Source organism: Thermaerobacter sp. PB12/4term (assembly GCF_003403315.2).
In the GTDB taxonomy this organism is placed as follows: domain Bacteria; phylum Bacillota; class Sulfobacillia; order Thermaerobacterales; family Thermaerobacteraceae; genus Thermaerobacter.
In genome coordinates this window covers 2,407,756-2,429,656 of sequence record NZ_CP048407.1, presented here as the reverse complement: position 1 = coordinate 2,429,656, position 21,901 = coordinate 2,407,756, and the positions used below count along the sequence as shown (strand labels likewise).

Here is a 21,901-nt window from a genome sequence, read left to right as displayed (position 1 = left end):
GCCGGCCCAGGGCCTGCCGGCGGGTTCACCCGGACCACTGCGCGGCCACGGCCCGCACCGCGCGGCCTGCTGCCCGGATCGGGCTGGCAAGGCGGATCGATGCCGCGATCTTGATACTGCAATAATGCAGAAGTCATGCAGAGCGCCCGCGGTCAGGCTGGGCGCCCCAGGCCCACCGTTCCCGGCGGCCCCTGGGGCGCTTTCGGTGCTTCCAGCGCGGTTGACAGTGGCGACGGCCCGCGGGTAACCTTAGACCAGAACCAAATAAGGATAGATTCGCAAAAACATCCCCCTGGACGGTTGGTCCGCCATCGCCCACGGGGCCACGCCCGGAGGTGAGCTGGGTGGCCAAGGAACTGGTCGAACTGGGCCAGGAGTACAAGTACGGTTTCCGCGACCCCGAGAACTACGTGTTCAAGTCCCCCAAGGGCTTGACGCGGGAGATCGTCGAGAGCATCTCCCACTACAAGAACGAGCCGGACTGGATGCGGCAGATCCGGCTGCATGCCTTCGAGGTCTTCCAGAAAAAGCCCATGCCCACGTGGGGTCCCGACCTGTCGGGCCTGCGCTTTGAGGACATCCACTACTACATCAAGCCCGCCGAGCGCCAGGGGCGCAGCTGGGACGAGGTGCCGGAGTACATCAAGCGCACCTTCGACCGGCTGGGCATCCCCGAGGCGGAGCGCAAGTTCCTCGCCGGCGTCAGCGCCCAGTACGAGTCGGAGGTCGTCTACCACAGCATCCGGGAAGACCTGGAGAAGCAGGGCGTGATCTTCTGCGACACCGACACCGCGGTCAAGGAGTACCCCGACCTGGTGCGGGAGTACTTCGGCACGGTGGTGCCGGCGGAAGACAACAAGTTCGCCGCGCTCAACACCGCGGTGTGGTCCGGCGGCAGCTTCATCTACGTGCCGCCGGGCGTGCGGGTCGACATCCCGCTGCAGGCGTATTTCCGCATCAACGCCCAGAACATGGGCCAGTTCGAGCGGACCCTGATCATCGTGGACGAGGGGGCCTTCGTCCACTACGTGGAGGGCTGCACGGCGCCCATCTACTCCACCGACTCGCTGCACTCCGCGGTGGTGGAGATCATCGTCAAGAAGGGCGGCCGCTGCCGCTACACCACCATCCAGAACTGGTCCCACAACGTCTACAACCTGGTGACCAAGCGGGCCGTCGCCTATGAAGAGGCCACCATGGAGTGGGTCGACGGCAACATCGGCTCCAAGGTCACCATGAAGTACCCCAGCGTGTACCTGCTGGGCCGCGGCGCCAAGGCCGACATCCTGTCCATCGCCTTCGCCGGCCGGGGGCAGCACCAGGATGCCGGCAGCAAGGTGATCCACGCGGCTCCCGATACCTCGTCCACCGTGGTGTCCAAGGGCATCTGCAAGGACGGCGGCATCCAGAGCTACCGCGGCCTGGTCCAGGTGCACGAGGGGGCCGAGCGGGCCAAGGTCAACGTCCAGTGCGACGCGCTGATCCTGGACCCGTACTCCCGGACGGACACCTTCCCCTACATCGAGATCAACGAGGACAACGTCACCATCCAGCATGAGGCGACGGTGTCCAAGGTCAGCGAGGAGCAGCTCTTCTACCTGATGAGCCGCGGCATCGACGAGCAGACGGCGACCACCATGATCGTCAGCGGCTTCATCGAGCCCTTCACCAAGGAGCTGCCGATGGAGTACGCCATCGAGATGAACCGCCTGATCCAGCTGGAGATGGAAGGCTCCGTCGGCTGATGGGGTTCCTGGGGCCGGCGGTTGCGTCCGGTCGACCGGGCCTGCAGGTCCGGCCGGCCGCCGTCCGCTCCGCCACCGGTCCCACCGGGGCGGCCGGGCGTGACCGGGCGCCCCTGGGGGACGGGCGCGCTGCTGGGCAAGCCTGGAGGCCGGTCCCCGGGACGGGCGGCGCCGGCGGCGTGCCCCAGAGGTCCCGCTGCGCCGGGCGGCCTGGATTCTCCCGGGCGGCCGCCGGAAGGCGGCCCGCGGCGGCACGGCGCGCTGGCCGGCAGCGAGGCTCTGAACGAACCGGCAAGGCCGGTGGCCCGAGGGCCACCGGCCTTCGCGTGGAGGAGGGTGCATCCATGGCCTGGCGGCAGGTGGCGACCCGGGATCAGGTCCCGGCGGGAACGGGGCTGAAGGTCGAGATCGACGGCCATCCTGTGGCTGTCTGGCATACCGAAAGCGGCGAGTTCTTCGTGACCGATGATACATGCACCCATGCCCAGGCGTCCCTGAGCGAAGGGGGGCTGGAGGGTTACGTGTGCATCTGCCCGCGCCACGGGGCCCGGTTCGACGTGCGGACGGGGGCCGTGAGGGCCCTGCCGGCGGTGGTACCCCTGCGCACCTATACCGTGCGGGTCGACGGCGATGCCATCCTGATCGATTGGAAGGACTGACTTGCTGCGCAGCCGGGCCGCCGCCAGGCTGCGGCCCGGTGGCGGCCCCTGCTGCCGGCAGGCGGCATCCCTGGGGCCGGTCCAGGAAGGAGGTTGCACCCGGTGGGCGGAGCGGCCACCACCTCGCAGGGCACCGGCACGGGCCCGGGGGCCGCGGGTCCCGCAGGGCGGCTGGGGGCAGGGCGGCTCCAGGCGGGCCGGTTCGTCCAGGTGGCCTTCTTTGCCGCGGGAGCGACCCTGTTCAGCCTGGGGATCAACGGCTTTCTCGTGCCGGCGCGGCTGGGCGAGGGCGGCCTCAGCGGCGTCTCCTTGCTGTTGCACTACGCCACGGGCCTGCCCGTTTCGCTGCTTTACCTGCTGCTCAACATCCCCCTGTTCGTGTTCGGCTGGTGGGCCATCGGCCGGGCGTTCATCCTGCGGACGGGCCTGGCGACCCTGCTGGTCACGCTGGCCCTGCGGCTGACGGAGGGCGTGGCCTTCCGGGTGGACGAGCCCCTGCTGGCCAGCCTGTACGGCGGCGCCTTCATCGGCTCGGGCATCGGGCTCCTGTTCCGGGCCGGCGCCAGCAGCGGCGGGATCGACATCATCGCCCGGTTCCTCAAGGAGCGGTACGGGATCGGCATCGCCGAGACCTTCCTGGTGGCCGACAGCCTGGTGCTGGGAGCCTTTGCTCTCACCCTGGGCGCCGACACCGCCCTCTACTCCATCCTGGTGACCTTCCTGGGCGGCCGGGTGGCCGACGTGGTGCAGGAAGGGCCCTTGCGGGCCAAGAGCGCCTGGATCGTCACCAGCCGGCCCCAGGAGATCGCCCGGGTGGTGACCGTCCAGCTGGGGCGCGGGGCCACCATCTTGCGGGCCACGGGCGCCTGGACGGGCGAAGAGCGGGCGGTGGTGCTGGTCGTCCTCAACCGCCGGGAGCTGGCCCGGCTCAAGCAGCTGATCCGCGAGATGGACCCCCAGGCCTTCGTGGCGGTGACCGATGCGGCGGAGGTGCTGGGCGAGGGGTTCCCGGCGGCCTGGTCCTGAGAGGGTGCGACCGGATGCGCGGTGTGGCGCGCTGCTGCCCCGGGAAGCCATCGTTCCGCGGGGAAACCGCGGTTCCACGGTCTGGCACGGCCCGTCCTTATTCACCGAAGATGACGAAATCATTTCAAAAATGTTAAACTCCCCATATGAACACCTCCTCGACCCGGTTTCCGCACGGGCCTGATCGGGAGCCCGGCAGGGCGCAACCGGCAGGCCGGTCAAGCCCCAGCACGGCCGGGGATGCCCGCGGGCGGGGGCCGGGCGGCCCGTTACCTGTTGCACCTGGTCCTGCACCTGTTCCTGGACCTGAGGGCGAACCTGGGCCGGAACCTGCCGGCGGGAAAGAGCCGGCGGCATCACCGGCGGGAGCCCTGGCGGCAGGGAGGCCTTCCGGCGGCCGGGCGGCGGAGCCGGCGCCAGGTGCAGGGTCTTCGCCCGGCCGGGCCACGCAGGGCACGCCGGCTATGGGCGCGCCGGGTGTGGAAGCTCTGGCCCCGGCCTCACCCCCGGCTGAAAGCCACGGCGGAAGCCATGGCGGGCTGCGCGATCCCGCCCGGCCGGCGGGGCCCGGGCAGGGCCGCCACCTGCCGCCTGGCCTGCGCCTGCGGGCGGCGGGAGCCGTGATGCTCGCCCTTCTGGTGACGGGTCCCTTCTGGCGGCAGGCGGCGGGGGCGGCCGCCGGAGCGTGGGGCCCGGCTCCCGGAATCCTGGCCGGCGGGGCCGGCCAGGATTCCGGTGGCACGGCCGGCGCCGGCAGGCTGGCCGGCGGGCTGCTGGCAGGCGCCGGGGCCGGCCAGGGTCCGGGCGGGCCCGGCGCCGGCCCGGGCAGCCAGGGGCTGGCCGCACCCCCCGCCGCGCCGCCGCCGGGGGGCGCCGGCGCGGCGGGGCAGGCCGGGCCGGATTCGCGGCCCCCGGCCGCGAATCCGGCCCGGGAGGGCACCGGCCAGCACGACGCCTTCGCCCGTGCCGTGCAGCAGCTGCTCTACCGCCTGGAGCGGCTCGATCCGGCCCGCCTGGAGGGGGATCCGGCGGCCCTCGAGCTGGAACTGGCCACCCCCGAGATGCCCTTCGTCAACGTGCTGGTGCCGCGCCCGGTGCCGGCCGCGGCCCCGGCGCGGGTTCCGGGGCAGGCCGCCGCGGCGGGTTCCTCGACCGTTGACCCTCTTGGCGCCGGTACATCCGGCGCCGGTTCCGCCGGGCCGGGTTCCACCGGCGGGAGTCCGGGTGGCGGCGGGATCTCGGGCGGCGGCGGGACGGCCACCGGCGATGACGGCGACGCGGCGGGTGGGGCCACAACCGGCGGCCTCCGCCCCGGTGCGGCCGTCCTCCTGATCGCCTTCGGGCCCCGCTTCCCCGAAACGGTGGCGCACGTGATCGCCACCTGGACGGATCAGGGCACGGTCCACGTCCAGGTGCTGGACGAGCGGGAGCGCGCCGCGCCCGCTGCACTGCAACCCGCCGGGCAAGGGGCGGGTGGTGCGGCCGGTGTGGAACCGGGCGGGCAGGCACCTGCCCCGGGCGGGCAGGCTCCCCCTGCCCCTGGGACGCGCGGGCAGGCTCCCTCTATCTCCCAGCCGGCCGGGGCGGCGCAGGGCGCCGGGATGGACGGCCCGGCACCGGAGGAACGGCGGGTGCCGCCCGAGCCGCCGGTGCCCCGAATGGGTCCGGCCCCCGGGTCGGCCCCGCCGGCTCTCCTTGCCCCTGGTTCCGCGGGCCCGGGTTTTGGAGGGTGGGCATCGACCGGCACCGGGGAGCGGCCAGGGCCGGGATCCGGCCGGCCGGCAGCGGCCGAGCCCACCCCGTGGCAGGCACCGCCGGCCGGAGGAGGCTGGGGACTCGCCGCCCTCTTCAGGGACGGGTGGATTCTTCCCGGGGTCGACGGGCGGCCCCGGCTGGTGGTGGTGACGGAGCACCACCCGGCGGGCCGGGCCCCGTCCCTGCGCGTGACGCTGCTGGAACGATCGGGCGACCAGTGGGTGCCCGCGGGGTTCCTGGGACGGCCTGAACCGGCGGTGGCGCCGGCCGTGCCCCAGGGTGTGGTTGCCGGCGGTCCGCTGCTTTTCGGGAGGCCGTCCGGCGGTGGGCCGCAAAACGGATGGAGCCTGTTGCGGGGCGGCCCGGCGGGGGCCCCCGGCCGTCCGCAGCCCGGGGCCGGGCCGGAGGACGGCGCCGGGATCCTCATCCGGCAGGTCCGCATGGCCCCCGACGGCAGCTGGCTCGATCTCACCCTGAGTACCGGCGGCAGCCCCGTGCTGGTCACCCGGGACGGCCCGGCCCCCGGCCTGTGGGAGCAGCGCTGGATCTGGACGGGGGACGCCTACCGGCTGGCATGGAGCCGCCCGGTGGACCGGGCCTTGAGCGTGCTGGAAGCCTTTATTACCCTGGTAAGCCGGGGGCGGTGGGCGGAGGCCGCCGCCCTGGTGCGGCAGCAGGATGCCGCGGTGGCCGGCGCCGGCCGGGAACTGCTGGCCCAGCGGCCCCTGGGGCAGGGCTGGCGGGTGGAGGCGGTGGGGGGCAACTACGAGCGCGGCCCCCTGGTGGTCACCCGCAGCGACGGCGTGCGCATCACCGTCACCTTCGTGACAGAACCGGGCCCCGGCGGGCGGCTCGCCGTGCGCATCGCCGGGGTGGTGGCCCGGAGTCCCCAGCAGGCCGCCCCGTGACCAGGCCGGCCGCCGGGCATGGCCGCCGCCCGGCCCGGAACGCCGCCGCGGAGATCCGGTGCGAACCAGCCAACTGCGCACCAGCCAACTGCGAACCAAGGAGGCCCGCCCGTGGACATCGGTCTGATCGGCCTTCCCCAGGTGGGGAAGTCGTTGCTTTTCCGGCTGCTGGCCGGCGAGGGCCGGGGGGGTCCCGGCCAGGCGACGGTGGGCATGGCGTCCGTTCCCGACCCGCGCCTGGACCGCCTGGCAGCCCTCTACAAGCCCCGGAAGGTGACCCCCGCCGCCTTGCAGGTGACCGACATCCCCGGAGCCGTGCCGGGCGAGGACCGGGCGCGGTGGAACCGGTTCCTGGAAGCTGTGCGAGGGGCGGACGTGCTGGTCCACGTGATCCGCGCCTTCGGCGGCGGCTCCCTGCCCCACGTGCTGGGCGAGGTGGACCCCCTGCGGGATGCCCGCCTGATCCGCGACGAGCTGATCCTCACCGACCTGGCGACGGTGGAGAGTGCCCGCCAGCGGCTGGAGGCCACGCCGCCCCGCAAGCGCCGGCCCGACGACCAGGCCCTGCTGGAGCGGCTCCCGGAGATGCAGGCCTTGCTCGAACAGGAGCGGCCCCTGCGGGAGCTCTCCTGGACCGATGAGGACCTGCGCCTGGTCAAGGGCTTCGGCCTGCTCACCCTCAAACCCCTGGTGCTGGCCGTCAACGTGGACGAGGGCCAGCTGCAGCAGGGGACCTTCCCGGGCGAGGAAGCCCTGCGCCAGGCGGCCGCCCAGTGGGGCGAGCCCCTCATCACCTTCTGCGGTCCCGTGGAAGCCGAGATCGCCGAGCTGCCCGCCGGCGAGCGGGAGGCCTTCATGGGCGAGTACGGCATCGGCGAGCCGGGCGTGGCGCGCCTGGCCCGGGCGGCCTATGAGGCCAGCGGGCTGATCAGCTTCTTCACCGCCGGGGAGGAGGAGGTCCGGGCCTGGCCGATCCGCCGCGGGCTGACGGCCAAGCAGGCGGCCGGCAAGATCCACTCCGACATCGAGCGGGGGTTCATCCGGGCGGAGGTGGTCGCCTACGAGGACCTGATCCGCCTGGGATCCATGGCCGCCGTGCGGGAGGCGGGCCTGCTGCGCCTGGAGGGCCGGGACTACGTGGTCCAGGACGGGGACGTGATCCTGTTCCGGTTCAACGTCTGAGCGGGGGAATGGGGATGCGCGGCATCGTCACCTACGACCGGCGGGACCTGCGGGTGCTGCGGGACATGGGGCTCCTGCCCGGCGACGAGCGGACCGGGGCGGGGGAGGCGGGCGCCCCGAACCTGCCCTTCCCCCTCCACGTGTTCTACGAGATCAAGAGCGTGCTGGGCCGGGTCGAGCCGCCCCTCCCCGGGGCCCACAACATGATCAGCTGCTTCGGGGACAACCGGGCGGTGGAGGCCGATCCCGGCCTGGCGGCCGCCGGTCCCGATGGCCTGCGGGCGGTGCGGGGGACCCCCTACTTCGACTGGGACTGGGTTTGCCCCAGCGAACCAGCCTACCGCCGGTGGCTGCTGGAGCTGGTGGAGCGGGCCGCTGCGGCGGACATCGCGGGCCTGCGGCTGGACACGGTGAGCTTTCCCCGCGAAGGGTTCTGCCGCTGTCCCCGCTGCCGGGCGGCCCAAGCGGCCTCGGGGCTGGGTGAAGAGGACTGGCGGGCTGCCGTGATTGCCGGGTTCGTCCGGGAGGCCCTGGCCCGGGCTGGGGCAGGGCGGCCGCCGGCACCGCCCTCTGACCCGGGCCCGGGGTCCGGCCCGCGTCCCGGCCCGCGACAAGGCTACCGGGACCGGCAGGAGCCGGGGCGGGCGGCAGGGGGCGGTTCCGCTTCCGGTGCGGGCGGGATCCGGCCCGCACCGGCAGGCCGCAACGGAGGAACCCCGACGCCCTCGCGGCCCCTGCTCTCGCTGACCCTCTACCCGGATCCCTACGGCGACCACCAGTTCCGGCGCTTCGGCGTGGACGTGGCCCAGCTGGCCCCGCTGGTCGACTTCTTCGTGGTGCCCATCTATGATCTCCACTACAGCACCACGTACTGGGTCGAGTCATTGGCCTGGGGTTTCCGCGACCTTCTGGGCGACACGCCCTTTGTGGTCGAGCTGTACGCGCTCAATGTGGACCGCAAGGCCCTGCTCAAGGCGGCCCGGGTGGCCGATGCCTACGCCGACGGCATCCTCCTGGCCTACGAGCGCGCCCCCGAGGCCCTGGCCGTGCTGGAGGAACTGGGCCCCACGCCGGCCCGGAGCCGCCTCGGCTGAGCACCGGGCGCCGCCGGTGGCGTCCCGGGCGCTGCCGGTGGCGTCCCCGGCCCCCGGGGCCGCGGTCCACGCCCGTCGCGGGGAATGACGTCGCACGCCCCAGCAGCCTCTCGGGACCCCGGCCGCCAGGGGGCCGGGCCGTGCCCCGGCCCCCTTCCGCAACCCTCTTCGCCTCTCGGAGGCGGCCGGCTGCATCACCGCGGTGCGTCGCCGTACCCCCGCCCCGCGTCCCCGCCCCGTGCCGCCATCCTGCACCGCCATCCCGAACGGCGGCGATCCATGATGATGGGGCACGGCGCGTCCCTTACCGGGTCGATGTCGCCACCAGGCTGCCCGCCGCCGGCCGCGCCGCCTCACCCGGCGCAGGGCCATCCCCCGTCCCGCCGGCGCCGGCCGGACCGGCGTCTCCCGATTCCAGGCGGCGCAGGGCGCGGCTTCCCCAGAAGAGGGCGGCCAGCAGCAGCACCTCCACCGCGCCGTAGGGCAGCTGGGGATGGAGGCCGAACAAGAATCCCGCCAGCAGCGGGCCCGCCATCCGGCCGATGCTCTCGAAGGAGGCCTGGATACCCAGGGCGGTCCCCTGGCCCAGCTGGGTCCGGCGCGAGACCAGGGTGGTCAGGGGCGGGCGAATCAAGGCCAGGGCCACGCCCCACACCGCCACGGCCGCGCAGGCCTGCCAGACCCGCCCCGCCAGGAGGAGCAGGACAAAGGCCACGGCGCCGGCCAGGAATCCGGCGCTGGAGGTCCGCGTTTCCCCCCAGCGGCCCATGGCGCGGCCCACCACGGTGAACTGGATGATGGCCGAGGCGATGCCCATCACCGAGAAGGCCAGCTGGTTGGCCGATTCCGGAGCGCCCATCCGTTCGATCAGGTAATACCCCAGCATGGAGAAGACGCTGGAACCGGCCATGGCGGCCACCAGGACCAGCCAGTAGCACGGCGCCTCGGCGCTGGTGACGGCCAGCCGCAGGGCCCGGGTGAGGGGCGGGCGCCGGCCGGCGGTCGCGGCCCGGGGCCGGGGTGCGGGCAGCACGGCGATGGCCAGCAGGGCGGTCAGCAGGATGGCGAGGCCGCCTGCCAGGGCCAGGCCGGGAAAGCCGTAGCCCAGGGAGGTGATGGGCACCCCCAGAAGCGGGCCCAGGACGAAGCCCAGGTTGCTGGACCCGCCCATCAGGGCCAGGGAACTGCCCCGGCGTTCGGGCGGCGTCAGATCGGCCACCAGGGCCTGGGCGGCGGGGAACGTGGAAGCGGACAGCATGCCGCCCAGGAAGCGCACCAGGAGCAGCATCGCCACCGAGCGGGCGAAGGCCATGGCGACGAAGGACAGGCCGAAGCCGGTCATGCCCAGGATCAGCACGGGCTTGCGGCCGATCCGGTCGGAAAGGGACCCCCACACCGGGGCGAATAGGAACTGGGCCAGGGCGTAGAGGGAGACCATGAGCCCCATCTCCAGGCTGCTGGCGCCCAGTTCCCGGGCAAAATAGGGCAGCCCGGGCAGCACGATGCCGAAACCGGCCACCGTCAAGAACATCGTAAGCAGCAGGATGAAGAAGCCGTGCCGGGAGAGCTGCTCCTCCGCGGCGGGGCCGCCGCCGGCCGCCCCTACCTCCGTGCGGGGGGTCCCCCGGTGCGGCCGGGCCGTACCCGTTCGGGGCCGACCGGTCCCGAACGCGGGCCCCCCCGGCCGGCCCCGCCCGGCCGCAGGCTCCCCCTGCGACCTCCCGTTGCGCGAGAGGGGGCATCCACCGGGGACACCCGGGGCAGGGGCATCGCCGGCACCGGGACCGGCCGGCGGGGGTGTTCGATCCGGCATGGGTCAACCTCCAGAGCTCGCGGCAGGTTCCACCGGACGGATATTTCGGTGCTCAAACTATTGTAGCCGCGAAGACTCCGTGGACCAAGAGGCCGGTCCGAACCACCCCTCCAGCCGCTCCCGTTCGAATGCCAGCTTCCGGTCCCGAAATTCCCGGGAGGGCGAGGCCACTTCCACCCGCGGCGTGGGCCGGGCCAGGAACTGGCCGCCCACCAGGGTGGCCAGGCCGCCTCCCACCTCCAGGAAGCAGTAGCCCTCGCCGCGGTACGGCTCCGGCGGCGGGCTGCCCGTCAGCGCCGCCGCGATGTGGGCCGCCGCCACCACGGCCTCCCCCTCGGCGAAGACGCCCGCCTTGGGCAAGGGCTCGCCGTTGGCCATGGCGATCTGGGTGCAGTCGCCGATGGCGTACACCCGGGGGAAGCGGGTTTGCAGCGTGGCGGGGTCGACGGCGATCCACCCGCCCTCCGGTGCCAGCCCGGCGGCCACGGCCACCTCGGGGACCCGGTGGGGAGGGACGGCCAGCAGCAGGTCGTAGGGCTCGGACTCGCCCCCTTCGCGCACCAGGCGGCCCGGTTCGACCCGGACGAACCGGCGGTTCGGGTGGAAGTCGACCTGCCGCAGAGCCAGGCTGGACTCGATGGCCTGGCAGCCGGCAGGCCCCGCCACGGGCAGGGAGCCGGGCTGGGGCGTGAAGACGGCGATGGAGAAGTCCTGCCGGCCGGCGGGCGGCTGGCCCTGGGGGCCGCGGCCGCGGAGGGCCTCGTCGACCAGCAGGGCCGCCTCGTAGGGGGCCGGCGGGCACTTGTAGGGCACTCCCAGGATGGCGACCACCACCCGCCCGCCGGTCATGGTGGCCAGCCGGCGGCCGGCGGCCAGGGCGCCCTCCGGATCATACAAGTTGAAGGCGCCGGGGGCCTCGACCAGCCCTGGCACCAGGTCCGGCCGGGGCTGGGCGCCCAGGGCGACCACCAGGTAATCCCACTCCAGCCTGCGGCGGTCCCCGGACCCCGGCCCGCCCGCCGGTTCCACCTCCACCCAGCGCTCCTCGGGGGCGATGGCCGTGACGCGGGCCTGAAGGTAGCGAACGCCCCGGTCGTTGAGGGCATGCTTGGAGCGGGTGGCCTCGTCGGGCCGGGTCTTGCCCACCAGCAGCCAGATCTTGCGGAACCCCAGCCGGAAGGTGGGGTTGGGGTCGACCAGGACCACCTCGTCGGCCGGGTCCAGGCGGCGGCGCAGTTCCAGGGCCGCCTTGATACCGCCCCAGCCGCCGCCGGCGATCACCACGCGCCGGATAGCCACCTCGATCACCCCCGTTCAAAGGGCCGGTTCGATCCCCACCCCGGCCAGAAAGGCCCGCAGGTGCCGGCGCACCGCGTCGCCATCGGGCAGGGTGACCACCTCTTCCGCCAGCAACCGGGCGTCGGCGTAGCGCACGGCCCGGATCACCTGCTTGACCTCCGGCAGGGCGCGGGCGTGCATGCTGAGCTCGGTCATGCCGGCACCCAGCAGGAAGGGCGCCGCCAGGGGCTCGCCGCCCAGCTCGCCGCACACGCCGGCCCAGATGCCCGCCGCCTCGGCGGCGCGACCCACCTCCAGGATCAGGCGCAGCACCGCCGGGTGGAGGGGATCGTACAGCCCGGCCACCTGCCGGCTGGTCCGGTCGACGGCCAGGGTGTACTGGGTGAGGTCGTTGGTGCCGATGGAGAAGAAGTCCACGGCCCCGGCCAGGGTACGGGCCGCCAGGGCAGCCGCCGGCACCTCGATCATGATCCCCACTTCCACCGGGCCGTGGGCGACGCCTTGCCGCTCCAGGCCGGCCGACGCCTCCTGGACCGCCTGGCGCAGGCGCCGGACCTCCTCCAGGGTGGTCACCATGGGGAACATCACGCTGACCGGCCCCTCGGCGGCCGCCCGCAGCACGGCCCGCAGCTGGGCCTGCAGCAGGTCCGGCCGTTCCAGCCCCAGCCGTGCCCCGCGCCAGCCCAGGGCCGGGTTCATCTCCTCGGGCCAGTCGATGAAGGGCAGCCGCTTGTCGGCGCCCACGTCCAGGGTACGGAGCACCAGGCGGCGCCCGCCCAGGGCCCGCACCGCGGTCACGTAGGCCTGCCATTGCTCCTCCTCTCCCGGCGGCTCGGACCGGTCGAGGAACAGGAACTCAGTGCGGAAGAGGCCCACGCCCTCCGGGCCGAAGGGCTCCGCTGCGGCAATGTCCTCGGGCCTGCCGATGTTGACGGCCAGCTCCACCCGCCGGCCGTCGGGGGTGACGGCCGGCAGGTCCCGCAGGGCGGCCAGGGTCCGGGCCCGCCGGGCCTGCTCGGCCAGGGCCTGTTCTACCACCTGGCGGCGCTGGGGGCTGGGGTCGAGGACGACCCGGCCCGCCGTGCCGTCGACCACCACCGGCTGGCCGGGCCGAACCGCCGCCATGGCTCCGGCCGCGCCGGCCACCGCTGGTACCCCGGCGCCCCGGGCCAGGATCGCCACGTGGGAGGTGGCGCCGCCGGCTTCCGTCACGAGCCCCAGCACCTTTTCCCGGGGCCAGCGGGCGGTGTCCGACGGTACCAGATCGTGGGCCACGATGACGCTGGGCTCGTCCGGTGTCAGGTCCAAGGAAGCGCCCAGCAAGGCGGCCAGAAGCTGGCGCCCCACGTCCCGGATGTCGGTGGCCCGGCCCCGCAGGTACTCGTCGTCGAGTTGCTCGAGCATCCGGGCGAAGTCCTCGGTGGCGCGGGCCACGGCCGCTTCCGCCGTGCTGCCGCCGGCGATGGCCTGGCGCACCTGGCCGTCCAGTTCGGGGTCGTCGACCAGCAGCTGGTGGGCGGCGAAGATGGCCGCCTCGTCCTCCCCCGCCTGCTCCCGCGCCCGGGCGGCCAGCCGGTCCAGGTGCTCCCGCACCTGGCGCCGGGCCGCTTCCCACCGGGCCGTTTCCGCCTCCGGGTCGACGGGGCCCGCCGGCGGCGGCACCGTCAGGTCGGGCGGCCGGTAGACCCAGGCCGGGCCCAGCGCCAGCCCGGGCGCGGCGGCAATGCCCTCGATCACCCGCTCGCCTGGCGCCGGCGCACCGCCCGCCACGGCTCCAGCCGCCTGCGGGCCTTCACCGGGCGCCGCCGGGCCCGGCGTGGACGGATCGGGCGCGCCGGGGGGTTGGGGGGTAGCCGGTGTGGCCCGTTCGTCCTGCACGGGATCACGACCCTTCGCCGAAGTTGGTTTCCACCAGTTCCTTCAGGGCCGCCAGGGCGTCGGCCGCGTCCTCGCCCTCCGCCCGCAGGGTCAGGGTGGTGCCCTGGCGCGCCCCCAGGCTCAGGATGGCCATCATGCTCTTGGCGTTCACGGTCTTGCCGTTGGCCGTGACCTCGATCCGGCTGCGGAAGCGGCTGGCGGTCTGGACGAAAAGGGCCGCGGGACGGGCGTGCAGGCCCGTGGGATGCTGGATGGTGACGGTGACTTCCGCCATGGGAAACCCCTTTCCGGGGGCGGGGCCGCGGGCTGGACACCCTAACCCCTGAGGAGGGACTGCCGTGGTCGACCAGGCGCGGGGCCCGGCCGGGGCCTCCCGTAACGGCCCACCCCATGTGGTGATCCTGGGTGCGGGTTACGCCGGATTCGCCGTGGCCCGCGGGTTGCGGGCGGCCCCGGCGCGGGTAACCCTGGTCAACCCCTATCCGTATCACTACTTTACAACACTGCTGCACGAGCCTGTGGCGCGCCCGCGCCTGCGGGAGCGCATCGCCCTGCCCCTGGCACCTTACCTGCCCCCCAACGTGGCCCTGTGGCTGGGCCGGGCGGTAGCCGTCGATCCCGGGCGGCGGGCGGTGGATGTGGAAGACCGGGCCACCGGCGCCGTCCGCCGCCTGGAGGCCGATCTGCTGGTGGTGGCCGTGGGCAGCGAGCCCCTCTTCTTCGGCATCGCCGGGCTGGAGGAGCGCGCCTTGACGGTGCGCGACCTGTCTTCGGGCCCGGTCATCCGCAGCACGGTGGAGCAGCGCCTGGCGCGTTACGCCGCGGGTGATCTGGGCCCCGAAGGCCGGCGCATCGTCATCGGCGGGGGCGGCTACACCGGGGTCGAACTGGCCGCCGAGCTGGCCGAGGCGAGGGTCGACCTGGCCCGGGAGACGGGGGTGGCGCCGGGCGCCATCGAGATCTTCCTCGTGGAGGCGGCGCCGGCGTTGCTACCGGGGTTCGACCCGCCCCTGGTCCGCTACGTCACCCGCTTTCTGGAGAAGGCCGGGGTGCGGGTGATCACCGGCACGCCCATCCAGGAGGTCACCCCGCGCCACGTGGTGCTGGCCGACGGCCGGCGGCTGGAAGCGGGCACGGTGATCTGGACGGGAGGAGTCCGCGCCCACCGCCTGGTGGAACAGGCGGGCTTTGAGGTGGACCGGCGGGGCCGCGCGCTGGTGGGGCCGGACTTGCAGGCCCGCGGCTTCGCCGGCGTCTACCTGGCGGGAGACGCGGCGGCCTTCCCCGGCGAGGACGGCCGCCCCCTTCCGCCCACGGCCCAAGTGGCCCTGCAGCAGGGCGAGTATCTGGGGCGCGCGCTGGCGCGCCGCCTGCGCGGGCAGCCCGTGGAGCCCTTCACGCCCCACCTGCTGGGGACCGTGATCAGCCTGGGCCGCCGGGATGGGGTGGGTCTCTTGCGCAACGGGTACCGGGTCACGGGCCATGCGGCGCGGGTGCTGAAATCGGCCACCCTCTGGCGGTACCTGTACCGGATCGGGGGCGCCTCCCTGGTGGCGCGGGTGCTGGGCGGCATGCCGCTGCATCCCCTGGCGGGTTCCCGCCGGTGACGCGCGGCCGCCGGCCCGCGGGGGCGGCAGCCCGTGGGGACGGCCACCCATGGGGGAGCCGCTCGCGGGGGAGGGCCGCCGGTGATGCCGGTACGGTGCGCGGGGACCAAAAAAATGTGTAGTGCGCGGGTCGTGGGTGTGGTAAACTACGACCAGTTAGCCGTTCGGTAGGCCGGTCACGACGATCGGGCTTCACCGTCGCGACCTGGACCGGCGCGCGGGGCAGTGGGGGCCGGCACCCACTGGCCGGTAGCGGGGTCCTGGGAGCAATCCCGGCTAGCGAGTCTCACATCAGTACGGAGGTATCCGCGGTTTGACCGGGACAGTCAAGTGGTTCAATGCGGAGAAGGGTTACGGGTTCATCACCCGCGATGACGGCCAGGGCGACGTGTTCGTCCACTTCTCCGCGATCGTCGGAGCCGGTTACCGGACGCTGGAGGAGGGCCAGAAGGTCACCTTCGACGTAGTCGAGGGTGAGAAGGGCCCCAAGGCACAGAACGTCATCGTTCTGTAAGCTCCTGCACCGGAAAGCAGCGGGCGCCGCACCATGGTGCGGCGCCCTTTCTTTTTGGCAGGTTAGACACGAGCGGACGGGTACCCTTGGCTGGGGCGGGGGTGATGGGAATGGATGCTGGGCCGGCGGGCCGCCGCCAGGTAGCGGGGGGGCGGGCTGCGCCTCTTGGGGCTGTGTCCCCTGGCATGGAAGGGGCGACGCCGGTGGAACCCACCGGACAGCGGGCCCATGGGCGGGGCTTTTGGGCGACCCTGCTGGTCCTGGCCCTGCTGGCCGGCGTGACGGGGGCGGGGCGGCCGGCCGGGGCCGCCGCGGGCGGAGCCGGCTGGTTCGACCGCTATCCCTTGCCGCCCGGAAGCAAGCCCTGGGCCGTGGCCGTGGCGCCCGACGGTACGGTGTGGGTGACCCTGACTGGTTCCCGGCGCCTGGGCGGCCTGGACCCGGCGACCGGCCGCTGGCGGTTTGCCGACCTGCCCCGAGCGGTGCGCCAGCCGGCGCGCCTGGCCGCCGCCGCGGACGGCTCCCTGTGGCTCACCGACAACGACTTCGGACGGGATCCGGCCGCCACCGTCTGGCGGTTCGTCCCGAATGCGACAAGCGGGAGCGGCGGCCACTGGCAGGCCTACCCCCTGCCCTTTGCCGGCGCGGCTGCGGTGCTGCCGGCCGGCGATGCCGTCTGGCTGCTGCAGTTTCAGGGCAACCGGCTGGGCCGCCTCGACCCCGCCACCGGCCGCGTCGCCGTGGCCACCCTTCCCCTGCCGGACTACCCGTGGCCCTCCACCTGGGATCTGGCCCGGGACGAAGCCGGCCGCCTCTGGACCGTGAGCCCCCGCACCGGCACGGTGTACCGGTTTGACCCCCGCGACGGGACGTGGGCAACCTTTGCCCTTCCCCCCGATGTGGCGGGGCCTGCGGGGCTGGCGGTGACGCCCGGGGGGGAGGGCGTCTGGGTCACCGAGCACGGCGGCCGCACCATCGGCCGCCTCGACGCCACGACCCAGGCCTGGGTTCCCCTGCTCACGCCGCCGGCGCCCCCGGGCGAAGAGATCCAGGCCACCCGGCCCAACGACCTGGAGTGGGACGGGCAGGGGCGACTCTGGGCCGCCCTGCACACCGGCAACGCCCTGGCCCGCATCGACCCCGCCAGCAGCACGCTGGAGCTCTTCCAGCTGCCGGCTGCCGAGCCCCAGTCGTGGGTGCAGTGGCTCGCCCGCGGGCCGGACGGCGCCATCTGGTTTGCCGCTTACGGCCGGGATTACGTGGGCCGGGTCGACCCTCGCGCCTGGCCGGTGATCCAGCTGGCCGCTGGGGTGGAGGCGACCCATCTGGTGCCGGCCGGTACGGCGTCCGTCAACGCCACCCTGGTCCAGCCGGCCCGCGGCGAGACGGGCGGTCCCGCCTCCGGCCCCGTGACCTGGGAGGTGGCCGACCGGCCCCGGGGGTGGGAGACGGTGTGGGAAGAACGCGGCCCGGCGGCGGCCCGGCTGCGCTTGACCGTGCCCCGGGATGCGGAACCCGGCGTGTACGCCCTGGTGCTGGCGGCGCGGGTCAGCCCCGAGCGGGTGGTGACGCGGACGGTGCGGGTGCAGGTGGCGCCGCGGGCCGCTCTGCCCTGGCAGGCGCTGGGAGCCTTTGGCGCCATGGCGGGCGCGCTGGTGGTGGGGTGGCTGGGGGTGCTGGCTGGGATTCAGTCCCAGCGCCGGTCGAAACAGCCTCGCCCCTAGCGCCACCGGTGCCGTAGCCTCCCTCGCCGGCTCGATCGGGTGGGCCGCGGGGCGGGGCTGCCGGCCGGGGACTGCGGGCAGGGACCGCCGGGCGGGGACCGCGGGGTAGGGACCGCCGGACGGGCGGGATCGGTTATCCACCTGAGTCAATGCGGGCCATGGGATTCCCTCCCGATGGATGGCACCACGGCCGTTGTGCTATGCCCGAGTTGGGGCGGCCCTGCCGGCTACCGCGGCGACCGGTACCGGGTCCGGGTCGCGGCCTGGCACGCGCCCCCTCGGGGAGTGGCGGCAAGGTTCCGGCCGCCGGCCGAGCTCCGGCCGGCGACAGTCGCCGCGGCGAAACGGGACCTTGGCGCTAGCGGTGCTGCGCGAACCAGGCATGACGACGGCAGGAGGGAAGATCATGAACTGGAGGCGGCTGGTCCGAACGGCCTTTCTGGCGAGCCTCCTTGGAGGGGTCCTCGCAGCGGTGCTGGTGGCTTCCGGTGCCGGCGGCTGGACCCCGGCGGAGGCCCACGCGGCCCTGGTTGGGAGCTTTCCCGAGCCGGGGGCGCAGCTGCAGGAAGCGCCCCGGAAGATCGAGCTGATTTTCACCGAAGCGGTGGAACCAGAGTTTAGCGAACTGACGCTGACCCGGCAGGGTGGCGGGACCGTGGAACTGGGGCCCGTGGAAGCCGAAGGGGAGACCCTGCGCGCCGAGGTGCGGGGCTCCATGCCGGCCGGCCAGTACGTCCTGCATTATAAGGTGCTCTCCGAGGACGGTCATCCGGTGGAAGGGGACGTGACCTTCTCCGTGGTGGCCGCCGCCCCCTCGCCCGGGTCGGGCACGGCGGACCAGCAACCCGCGCCCCCGGCACCCGGCCCGGACGAACCCGGCGGGGCCACCACGCCGCCGGCCGGGGTGGAGCCGGCGCCGGCCCAGGACGGGAGTTCCCAGGCCTGGCTGTGGGCTGCGGTGGTGGCCTTGGTGGCCGTGGTGGCGGTCGGGTTGATGACGGTGCTCCGGCGCCCGCGGTAAGGGCGGGTGGTGGGCCGGACCGGCGCGGTTGCGTAGCCGGAAGGGGCCTTGGAGGCCTCAGCGTGGCCCTTGGAGCCTCAGGGTGGCCGGGTGATCGAAAGGCCGAATCCCAAGGAGATGCTGGATCCTGGATCTGAAGATCTGGCAGGAGCCCACGGGAAGGCCAGCGGGGCTGCTCCGAAAGCTCCGGCAGATCCAGCAAGCTCTGGCCAGCGGGAGGTTCGCGGGAGGGGTCGGGTTTGCCCGAACTGGCGGCGGGGATCGTGCGCTGGGTGGGCCTGCTGGGCTTGATGGGTCTGGCCGGTCCCGCCGTGCTGGACGGCTGGATCCTCCGTGGGGAGGTCGCCCCCATCGCCGGTCCGGGCCACTGGCGCCGCAGCCGGGCCCTCACCGTGGCGGGCGGGCTGGTGCTGGCGCTGGGGGCCCTGGTAGGTGCGCTAATAGCCGCCTGGGAGGTGACCGGGGGGCGACCGGAGATACTCTGTCGCTATTTTGTCGCGACCCGCACGGGCCGCGCCGCCCTGGTTCAGGCGGCGGTGGGGGTGGTGGGCGCGGCCCTGGCGACGGCGGGCTGGCCGCGGGCAGGCACCCCCCGGCGGTGGTGGATCCTGCCTGGCCTGGCGGGCGCCGGAGCGGTGGTCTGGAACAGCCACGCCGGCATCCGGGGCGGCAGCGCCTTGCTGGTCGACGGCGTCCACGTGGTGGCGGTGGCCTTTTGGATCGGCGGCCTGCTGCGCCTGGCTCTGCTGGACTGGCAGCGGCTCGGCCAGCTGGCGGTTCCATCTGCATCCGCCGCCGACGCTGCCACGCCCGCCGGCAACGCTCCCCTCCATCCCTCCGCTCCCGCGGATCAAGGGGTTCCCGCGGCCCTTGCCCTCCTGCCTCCGATGATCCGCCGCTTTTCCAACCTGGGCGCCCTGGCCGTGCTGCTCATTGCCACCAGCGGCATCCTGGCGGCCCGGCGCAACCTGTACGGGGCCGATGCCTTGCTCCGCAGCCCCTATGGCCAGGCCCTGCTGGTCAAGCTGCTGCTGGTCGCCGTGGTGCTGGCCATCGCGGCCGTGAACCTGTTTGCCCTGCGGCCGTGGCTGGAGCGGAGGGCCGCGGCGGGCCGCTCCGGCGAAGGCGGTGGGGCCGTCCTGGAGCCGGCCAGCGAGCCCCGGCGTGTGGCGGCCATCGTGCGGCGGCTGGTGCGGGCGGAGGCTCTGGCCGCCCTGGCGGTGCTGCTGGCATCGGGGATCCTGGCGGTGCTTCCGCCCGCCGACCGGCCCGCCGCGGCCACCGAGCCCGTTACCTGGCGGGTGGAGGTGGCCGGGGTGCCGGTGGAACTGGCCCTCGAGCCCGGGGGCCGGGGCGAGGTCACCCTCTCGGCCCGCTCCCTGGGCCAGGCCGCCCTGGCCCGTGGCGCCGTGCGCCTGGACATGCCGGAGCATCCCATGGGGCTTTACCAGGTCACCTTGAGTCCACCTGCCGGCCGCGCCACCGGGGCCCTGGAGGCCCGGGCCGTGTTGCCCATGCCGGGTGCCTGGCAGCTGAGCTGGACCCTGGCCCTGGAGGACGGCCGCCAGGAGACGGCGGTCACCACCTTCGAGGCGGCCGGGGCGCCCGGCAACCAGCGCCAGGGCCGGCTTAGCCTGCGGGCGGCTTACCAGTCCACCGCCGGGGCGGTGCAGGCGACGGTGGCACTGGCCGGCCTGCTGGAGGCCGCCGTCCTGGTGGTGCTGGGCTGGCGGCGCCTGTGGCCCATCCCCTTCGCCGCCGGCCTCATCGCCCTGGGCGCGGGTGCCTGGCTCCTGGGCCAGGTGGCCTGGATCGACGCCTACCCCACCACCGACGTTCCCAACCCCCTGCCCAGCACCCCGGCCGTCGTCGAGCGGGGGCGGCAGGTCTTTGCCACCCACTGCGCAGCCTGCCACGGCCCCGAGGGGCGCGGGGACGGGCCGGCGGCGGCCGGCATGCTGCCCCCGCCGGCCGACCTGACCGGTGTCCACACCCGCCAGCACACCGACGGCGACCTGTACTGGTGGATCACCCACGGCATCGACGGCACCGCCATGCCCGCTTTCGGCGACGTGCTCACGGAGGAGGAGCGCTGGGCGGTGATCCGGTTCATCCGGCAACTGGGCCGCTAGCCCGGCGGAAAGCGGGGGTGCGGCTCAGGCCGTGCGGCTCAGGCCGGTTCGTCCGGGCGGGCCAGGCTGAGGAAGAGCACGATCAGAGCGAAAGCCACCAGGGCCATGAAAGGAATGGTGATGAACCCGAACCAGTTGATCCAGGGGGTGAAGCAGGAGACGTCCACCCCGCAGACGGGGAGCCGCAGGCCGGGCACCTGTTCCTGCAAGTAGTGGAAGGCCGAGATCGACCCGCCGGCCACGCTCAGGGGTACGGCATAGGGGATGATGCGCCGGTCGTCCCGGAAGCTGGCCATGCCCAGAAGCAGCGCCTGGGGGTACATGAAGATCCGCTGCCACCAGCAGAGCTTGCAGGGGATGAACCCCAGGACCTCGCTGAAGTAGAGGCTCCCCAGGGTCGCCACCGTCGCGACCAGCCACGCCAGGTAAAGCCCGTATTCCCGGAAGAACCGGCGCAACGCCCCGCCCCCTTCCGGCCCGGCCCCCGCCTCCCGCCTCCGGACGGTCGGAGCCGTTATCGTTGCCGGCGCCAGCACCCGCCCTGCCCGGGTCAGGATCCACCCTGGGAACTCGTTCCCGCCGAGCCACCGCCGGCGCCGCTCGGCCCGTCGCGCTCGCCGCTGCTCCCCGCCTCGGCCAGGGCCTGGTCGACGGCGGCCTTGAGTCCCTCGAACGACCAGTTCTCCACGAACTTGCCGTTGACGAAGACCGACGGCGTGCCGCGCACGCCCGCCCGGACGGCGATGGCCCGGTCGGCGTCCACCTCGCCGGCGTACCGCCCGGACCGCAGGTCATCCAGCAGGCGCTGGGCGTCGATCCCGGGCACCGCCTGGCGTGCCACGTCCACCAGGAATTCCGGGGTTGCCCACTGCTGGTCTTCGGGCCCCTGCAGCTGCATCAGCCGGTCGATGAAGGCCCAGACGCCCTCCGGGGACTGGGCGTATACCGCCTCCATGGCCTGGGCCGCCGTATCGGAGTCGGGGCCGATGAAAGGATAGTTGATGAAGTAGAACCGGACCTTCCCCGTGTCGATGTAGGCTTCCTTGAACCGGGGAAACTCGTTCAGGGTGAACTCACGGCAATAGGGGCACTTGAAATCGGCAAACTCGACCACGGTGACCGGGGCGCTGGCGGAGCCCAGGGCCGGCTGCCGCTCCAGCTGGAACAGGTCCGCCGGGGCGGCTTGCCGGTCCGCCTGGCGGGTCGCGGCCACGGCCAGGGCCACGGCCAGGACGATCACGGCGGCCGTGCCCAGGGTGAGCCACCGGAGCCGGCGGCGCCGCGCTTCTGCCTCGCGCCGGGAGCGGCCGTAGCCACCGGACCCGGATCCCGGACGGCGAGGGGGACCGGAGCGGGTTCCCGCCTGGGACCCCCGGCCACCGGCCTGGGGCCCGGTTCCGGATGCTGGGGTCGACCTGGGGGGCACGATCTCCATCCTTTCCCTGTGCGGATCTGCCGCGGCCCCGGGACGGCAGGCCGCGGCGGGCCGGCCGGCCACCGGAAGGGCCGGGGCGCTAGTCCCATGGTAGCCGGAGCGGGGCTGT

General features: G+C 73.9%; 17 protein-coding genes. 11 read left to right on the top strand and 6 right to left on the bottom strand.

What is annotated here, in order from left to right; all coding sequences use genetic code 11:
• The first annotated feature begins 344 nt into the window (after positions 1-344).
• The 6 genes from sufB (at position 345) to DYI95_RS10120 (ending at position 8,369) form a co-directional block, all read left to right on the top strand.
• Positions 345-1,745 carry a Fe-S cluster assembly protein SufB gene (gene sufB / locus DYI95_RS10145; protein ID WP_116899925.1) on the top strand — a complete coding sequence of 467 codons (1,401 nt, stop codon included), beginning with the start codon at positions 345-347 and terminating at the stop codon, positions 1,743-1,745.
• Positions 1,746-2,089: 344 nt separating this feature from the next.
• Positions 2,090-2,404 (top strand): non-heme iron oxygenase ferredoxin subunit, encoded by a 315-nt coding sequence (locus DYI95_RS10140; RefSeq protein ID WP_116899926.1) that lies wholly within the window; start codon positions 2,090-2,092, stop codon positions 2,402-2,404.
• A 102-nt stretch (positions 2,405-2,506) separates the two neighbouring features.
• Positions 2,507-3,430, top strand: coding sequence for a YitT family protein (locus DYI95_RS10135; RefSeq protein WP_116899927.1), 924 nt, complete (start codon positions 2,507-2,509; stop codon positions 3,428-3,430).
• 620 nt (positions 3,431-4,050) lie between these two features.
• On the top strand, positions 4,051-6,093 hold the full coding sequence (locus DYI95_RS13125; RefSeq protein ID WP_158556004.1) for a hypothetical protein: 2,043 nt from the start codon (positions 4,051-4,053) through the stop codon (positions 6,091-6,093).
• A 111-nt stretch (positions 6,094-6,204) separates the two neighbouring features.
• A complete protein-coding gene (gene ychF, locus DYI95_RS10125) occupies positions 6,205-7,275 on the top strand; it encodes a redox-regulated ATPase YchF (RefSeq protein WP_116899930.1) in 1,071 nt (356 codons plus the stop codon).
• 14 nt (positions 7,276-7,289) lie between these two features.
• A complete protein-coding gene (locus DYI95_RS10120; RefSeq protein ID WP_116899931.1) occupies positions 7,290-8,369 on the top strand; it encodes a hypothetical protein in 1,080 nt (359 codons plus the stop codon).
• Between the two features lie 304 nt (positions 8,370-8,673).
• On the opposite strand, the gene DYI95_RS10115 is transcribed toward DYI95_RS10120, so the two are convergent.
• The 4 genes from DYI95_RS10115 to DYI95_RS10100 form a co-directional block, all read right to left on the bottom strand.
• The gene (locus tag DYI95_RS10115) at positions 8,674-9,888 is read right to left on the bottom strand and encodes an MFS transporter (RefSeq protein ID WP_243149747.1); all 1,215 of its coding nucleotides are present in this window, start codon (positions 9,886-9,888) and stop codon (positions 8,674-8,676) included.
• A 351-nt stretch (positions 9,889-10,239) separates the two neighbouring features.
• The gene (locus DYI95_RS10110) at positions 10,240-11,481 is read right to left on the bottom strand and encodes an NAD(P)/FAD-dependent oxidoreductase (protein WP_116899969.1); all 1,242 of its coding nucleotides are present in this window, start codon (positions 11,479-11,481) and stop codon (positions 10,240-10,242) included.
• A gap of 15 nt (positions 11,482-11,496) precedes the next feature.
• Positions 11,497-13,251: a phosphoenolpyruvate--protein phosphotransferase gene (ptsP, locus tag DYI95_RS10105; RefSeq protein ID WP_116899932.1), complete on the bottom strand. Its 1,755-nt coding sequence runs from the start codon at positions 13,249-13,251 to the stop codon at positions 11,497-11,499.
• Between the two features lie 112 nt (positions 13,252-13,363).
• Positions 13,364-13,633, bottom strand: a complete 270-nt coding sequence (locus DYI95_RS10100) for an HPr family phosphocarrier protein (RefSeq protein ID WP_006903113.1) — start codon at positions 13,631-13,633, stop codon at positions 13,364-13,366.
• Positions 13,634-13,697: 64 nt separating this feature from the next.
• Here DYI95_RS10100 and DYI95_RS10095 point away from each other — a divergent pair, with 64 nt between their 5' ends.
• The 5 genes from DYI95_RS10095 to DYI95_RS10075 all read left to right on the top strand — a co-directional run bounded on the left by DYI95_RS10095 (position 13,698) and on the right by DYI95_RS10075 (position 20,357).
• The gene (locus tag DYI95_RS10095) at positions 13,698-14,966 is read left to right on the top strand and encodes an NAD(P)/FAD-dependent oxidoreductase (RefSeq protein ID WP_116899933.1); all 1,269 of its coding nucleotides are present in this window, start codon (positions 13,698-13,700) and stop codon (positions 14,964-14,966) included.
• Positions 14,967-15,279: 313 nt separating this feature from the next.
• Positions 15,280-15,480, top strand: a complete 201-nt coding sequence (locus DYI95_RS10090; RefSeq protein WP_006903115.1) for a cold-shock protein — start codon at positions 15,280-15,282, stop codon at positions 15,478-15,480.
• A 203-nt stretch (positions 15,481-15,683) separates the two neighbouring features.
• Positions 15,684-17,204: an SMP-30/gluconolactonase/LRE family protein gene (locus tag DYI95_RS10085; RefSeq protein ID WP_158556005.1), complete on the top strand. Its 1,521-nt coding sequence runs from the start codon at positions 15,684-15,686 to the stop codon at positions 17,202-17,204.
• A gap of 406 nt (positions 17,205-17,610) precedes the next feature.
• On the top strand, positions 17,611-18,225 hold the full coding sequence (locus DYI95_RS10080; protein WP_158556006.1) for a copper resistance protein CopC: 615 nt from the start codon (positions 17,611-17,613) through the stop codon (positions 18,223-18,225).
• A 239-nt stretch (positions 18,226-18,464) separates the two neighbouring features.
• The gene (locus DYI95_RS10075) at positions 18,465-20,357 is read left to right on the top strand and encodes a CopD family protein (RefSeq protein WP_116899936.1); all 1,893 of its coding nucleotides are present in this window, start codon (positions 18,465-18,467) and stop codon (positions 20,355-20,357) included.
• A 38-nt stretch (positions 20,358-20,395) separates the two neighbouring features.
• Here DYI95_RS10075 and DYI95_RS10070 read toward each other — a convergent pair whose 3' ends face one another.
• Both DYI95_RS10070 and DYI95_RS10065 read right to left on the bottom strand, forming a co-directional pair.
• Positions 20,396-20,815, bottom strand: coding sequence for a disulfide oxidoreductase (locus tag DYI95_RS10070; RefSeq protein WP_006903119.1), 420 nt, complete (start codon positions 20,813-20,815; stop codon positions 20,396-20,398).
• 92 nt (positions 20,816-20,907) lie between these two features.
• Positions 20,908-21,792 (bottom strand): DsbA family protein, encoded by an 885-nt coding sequence (locus DYI95_RS10065; protein ID WP_116899937.1) that lies wholly within the window; start codon positions 21,790-21,792, stop codon positions 20,908-20,910.
• Positions 21,793-21,901: the final 109 nt, after the last annotated feature.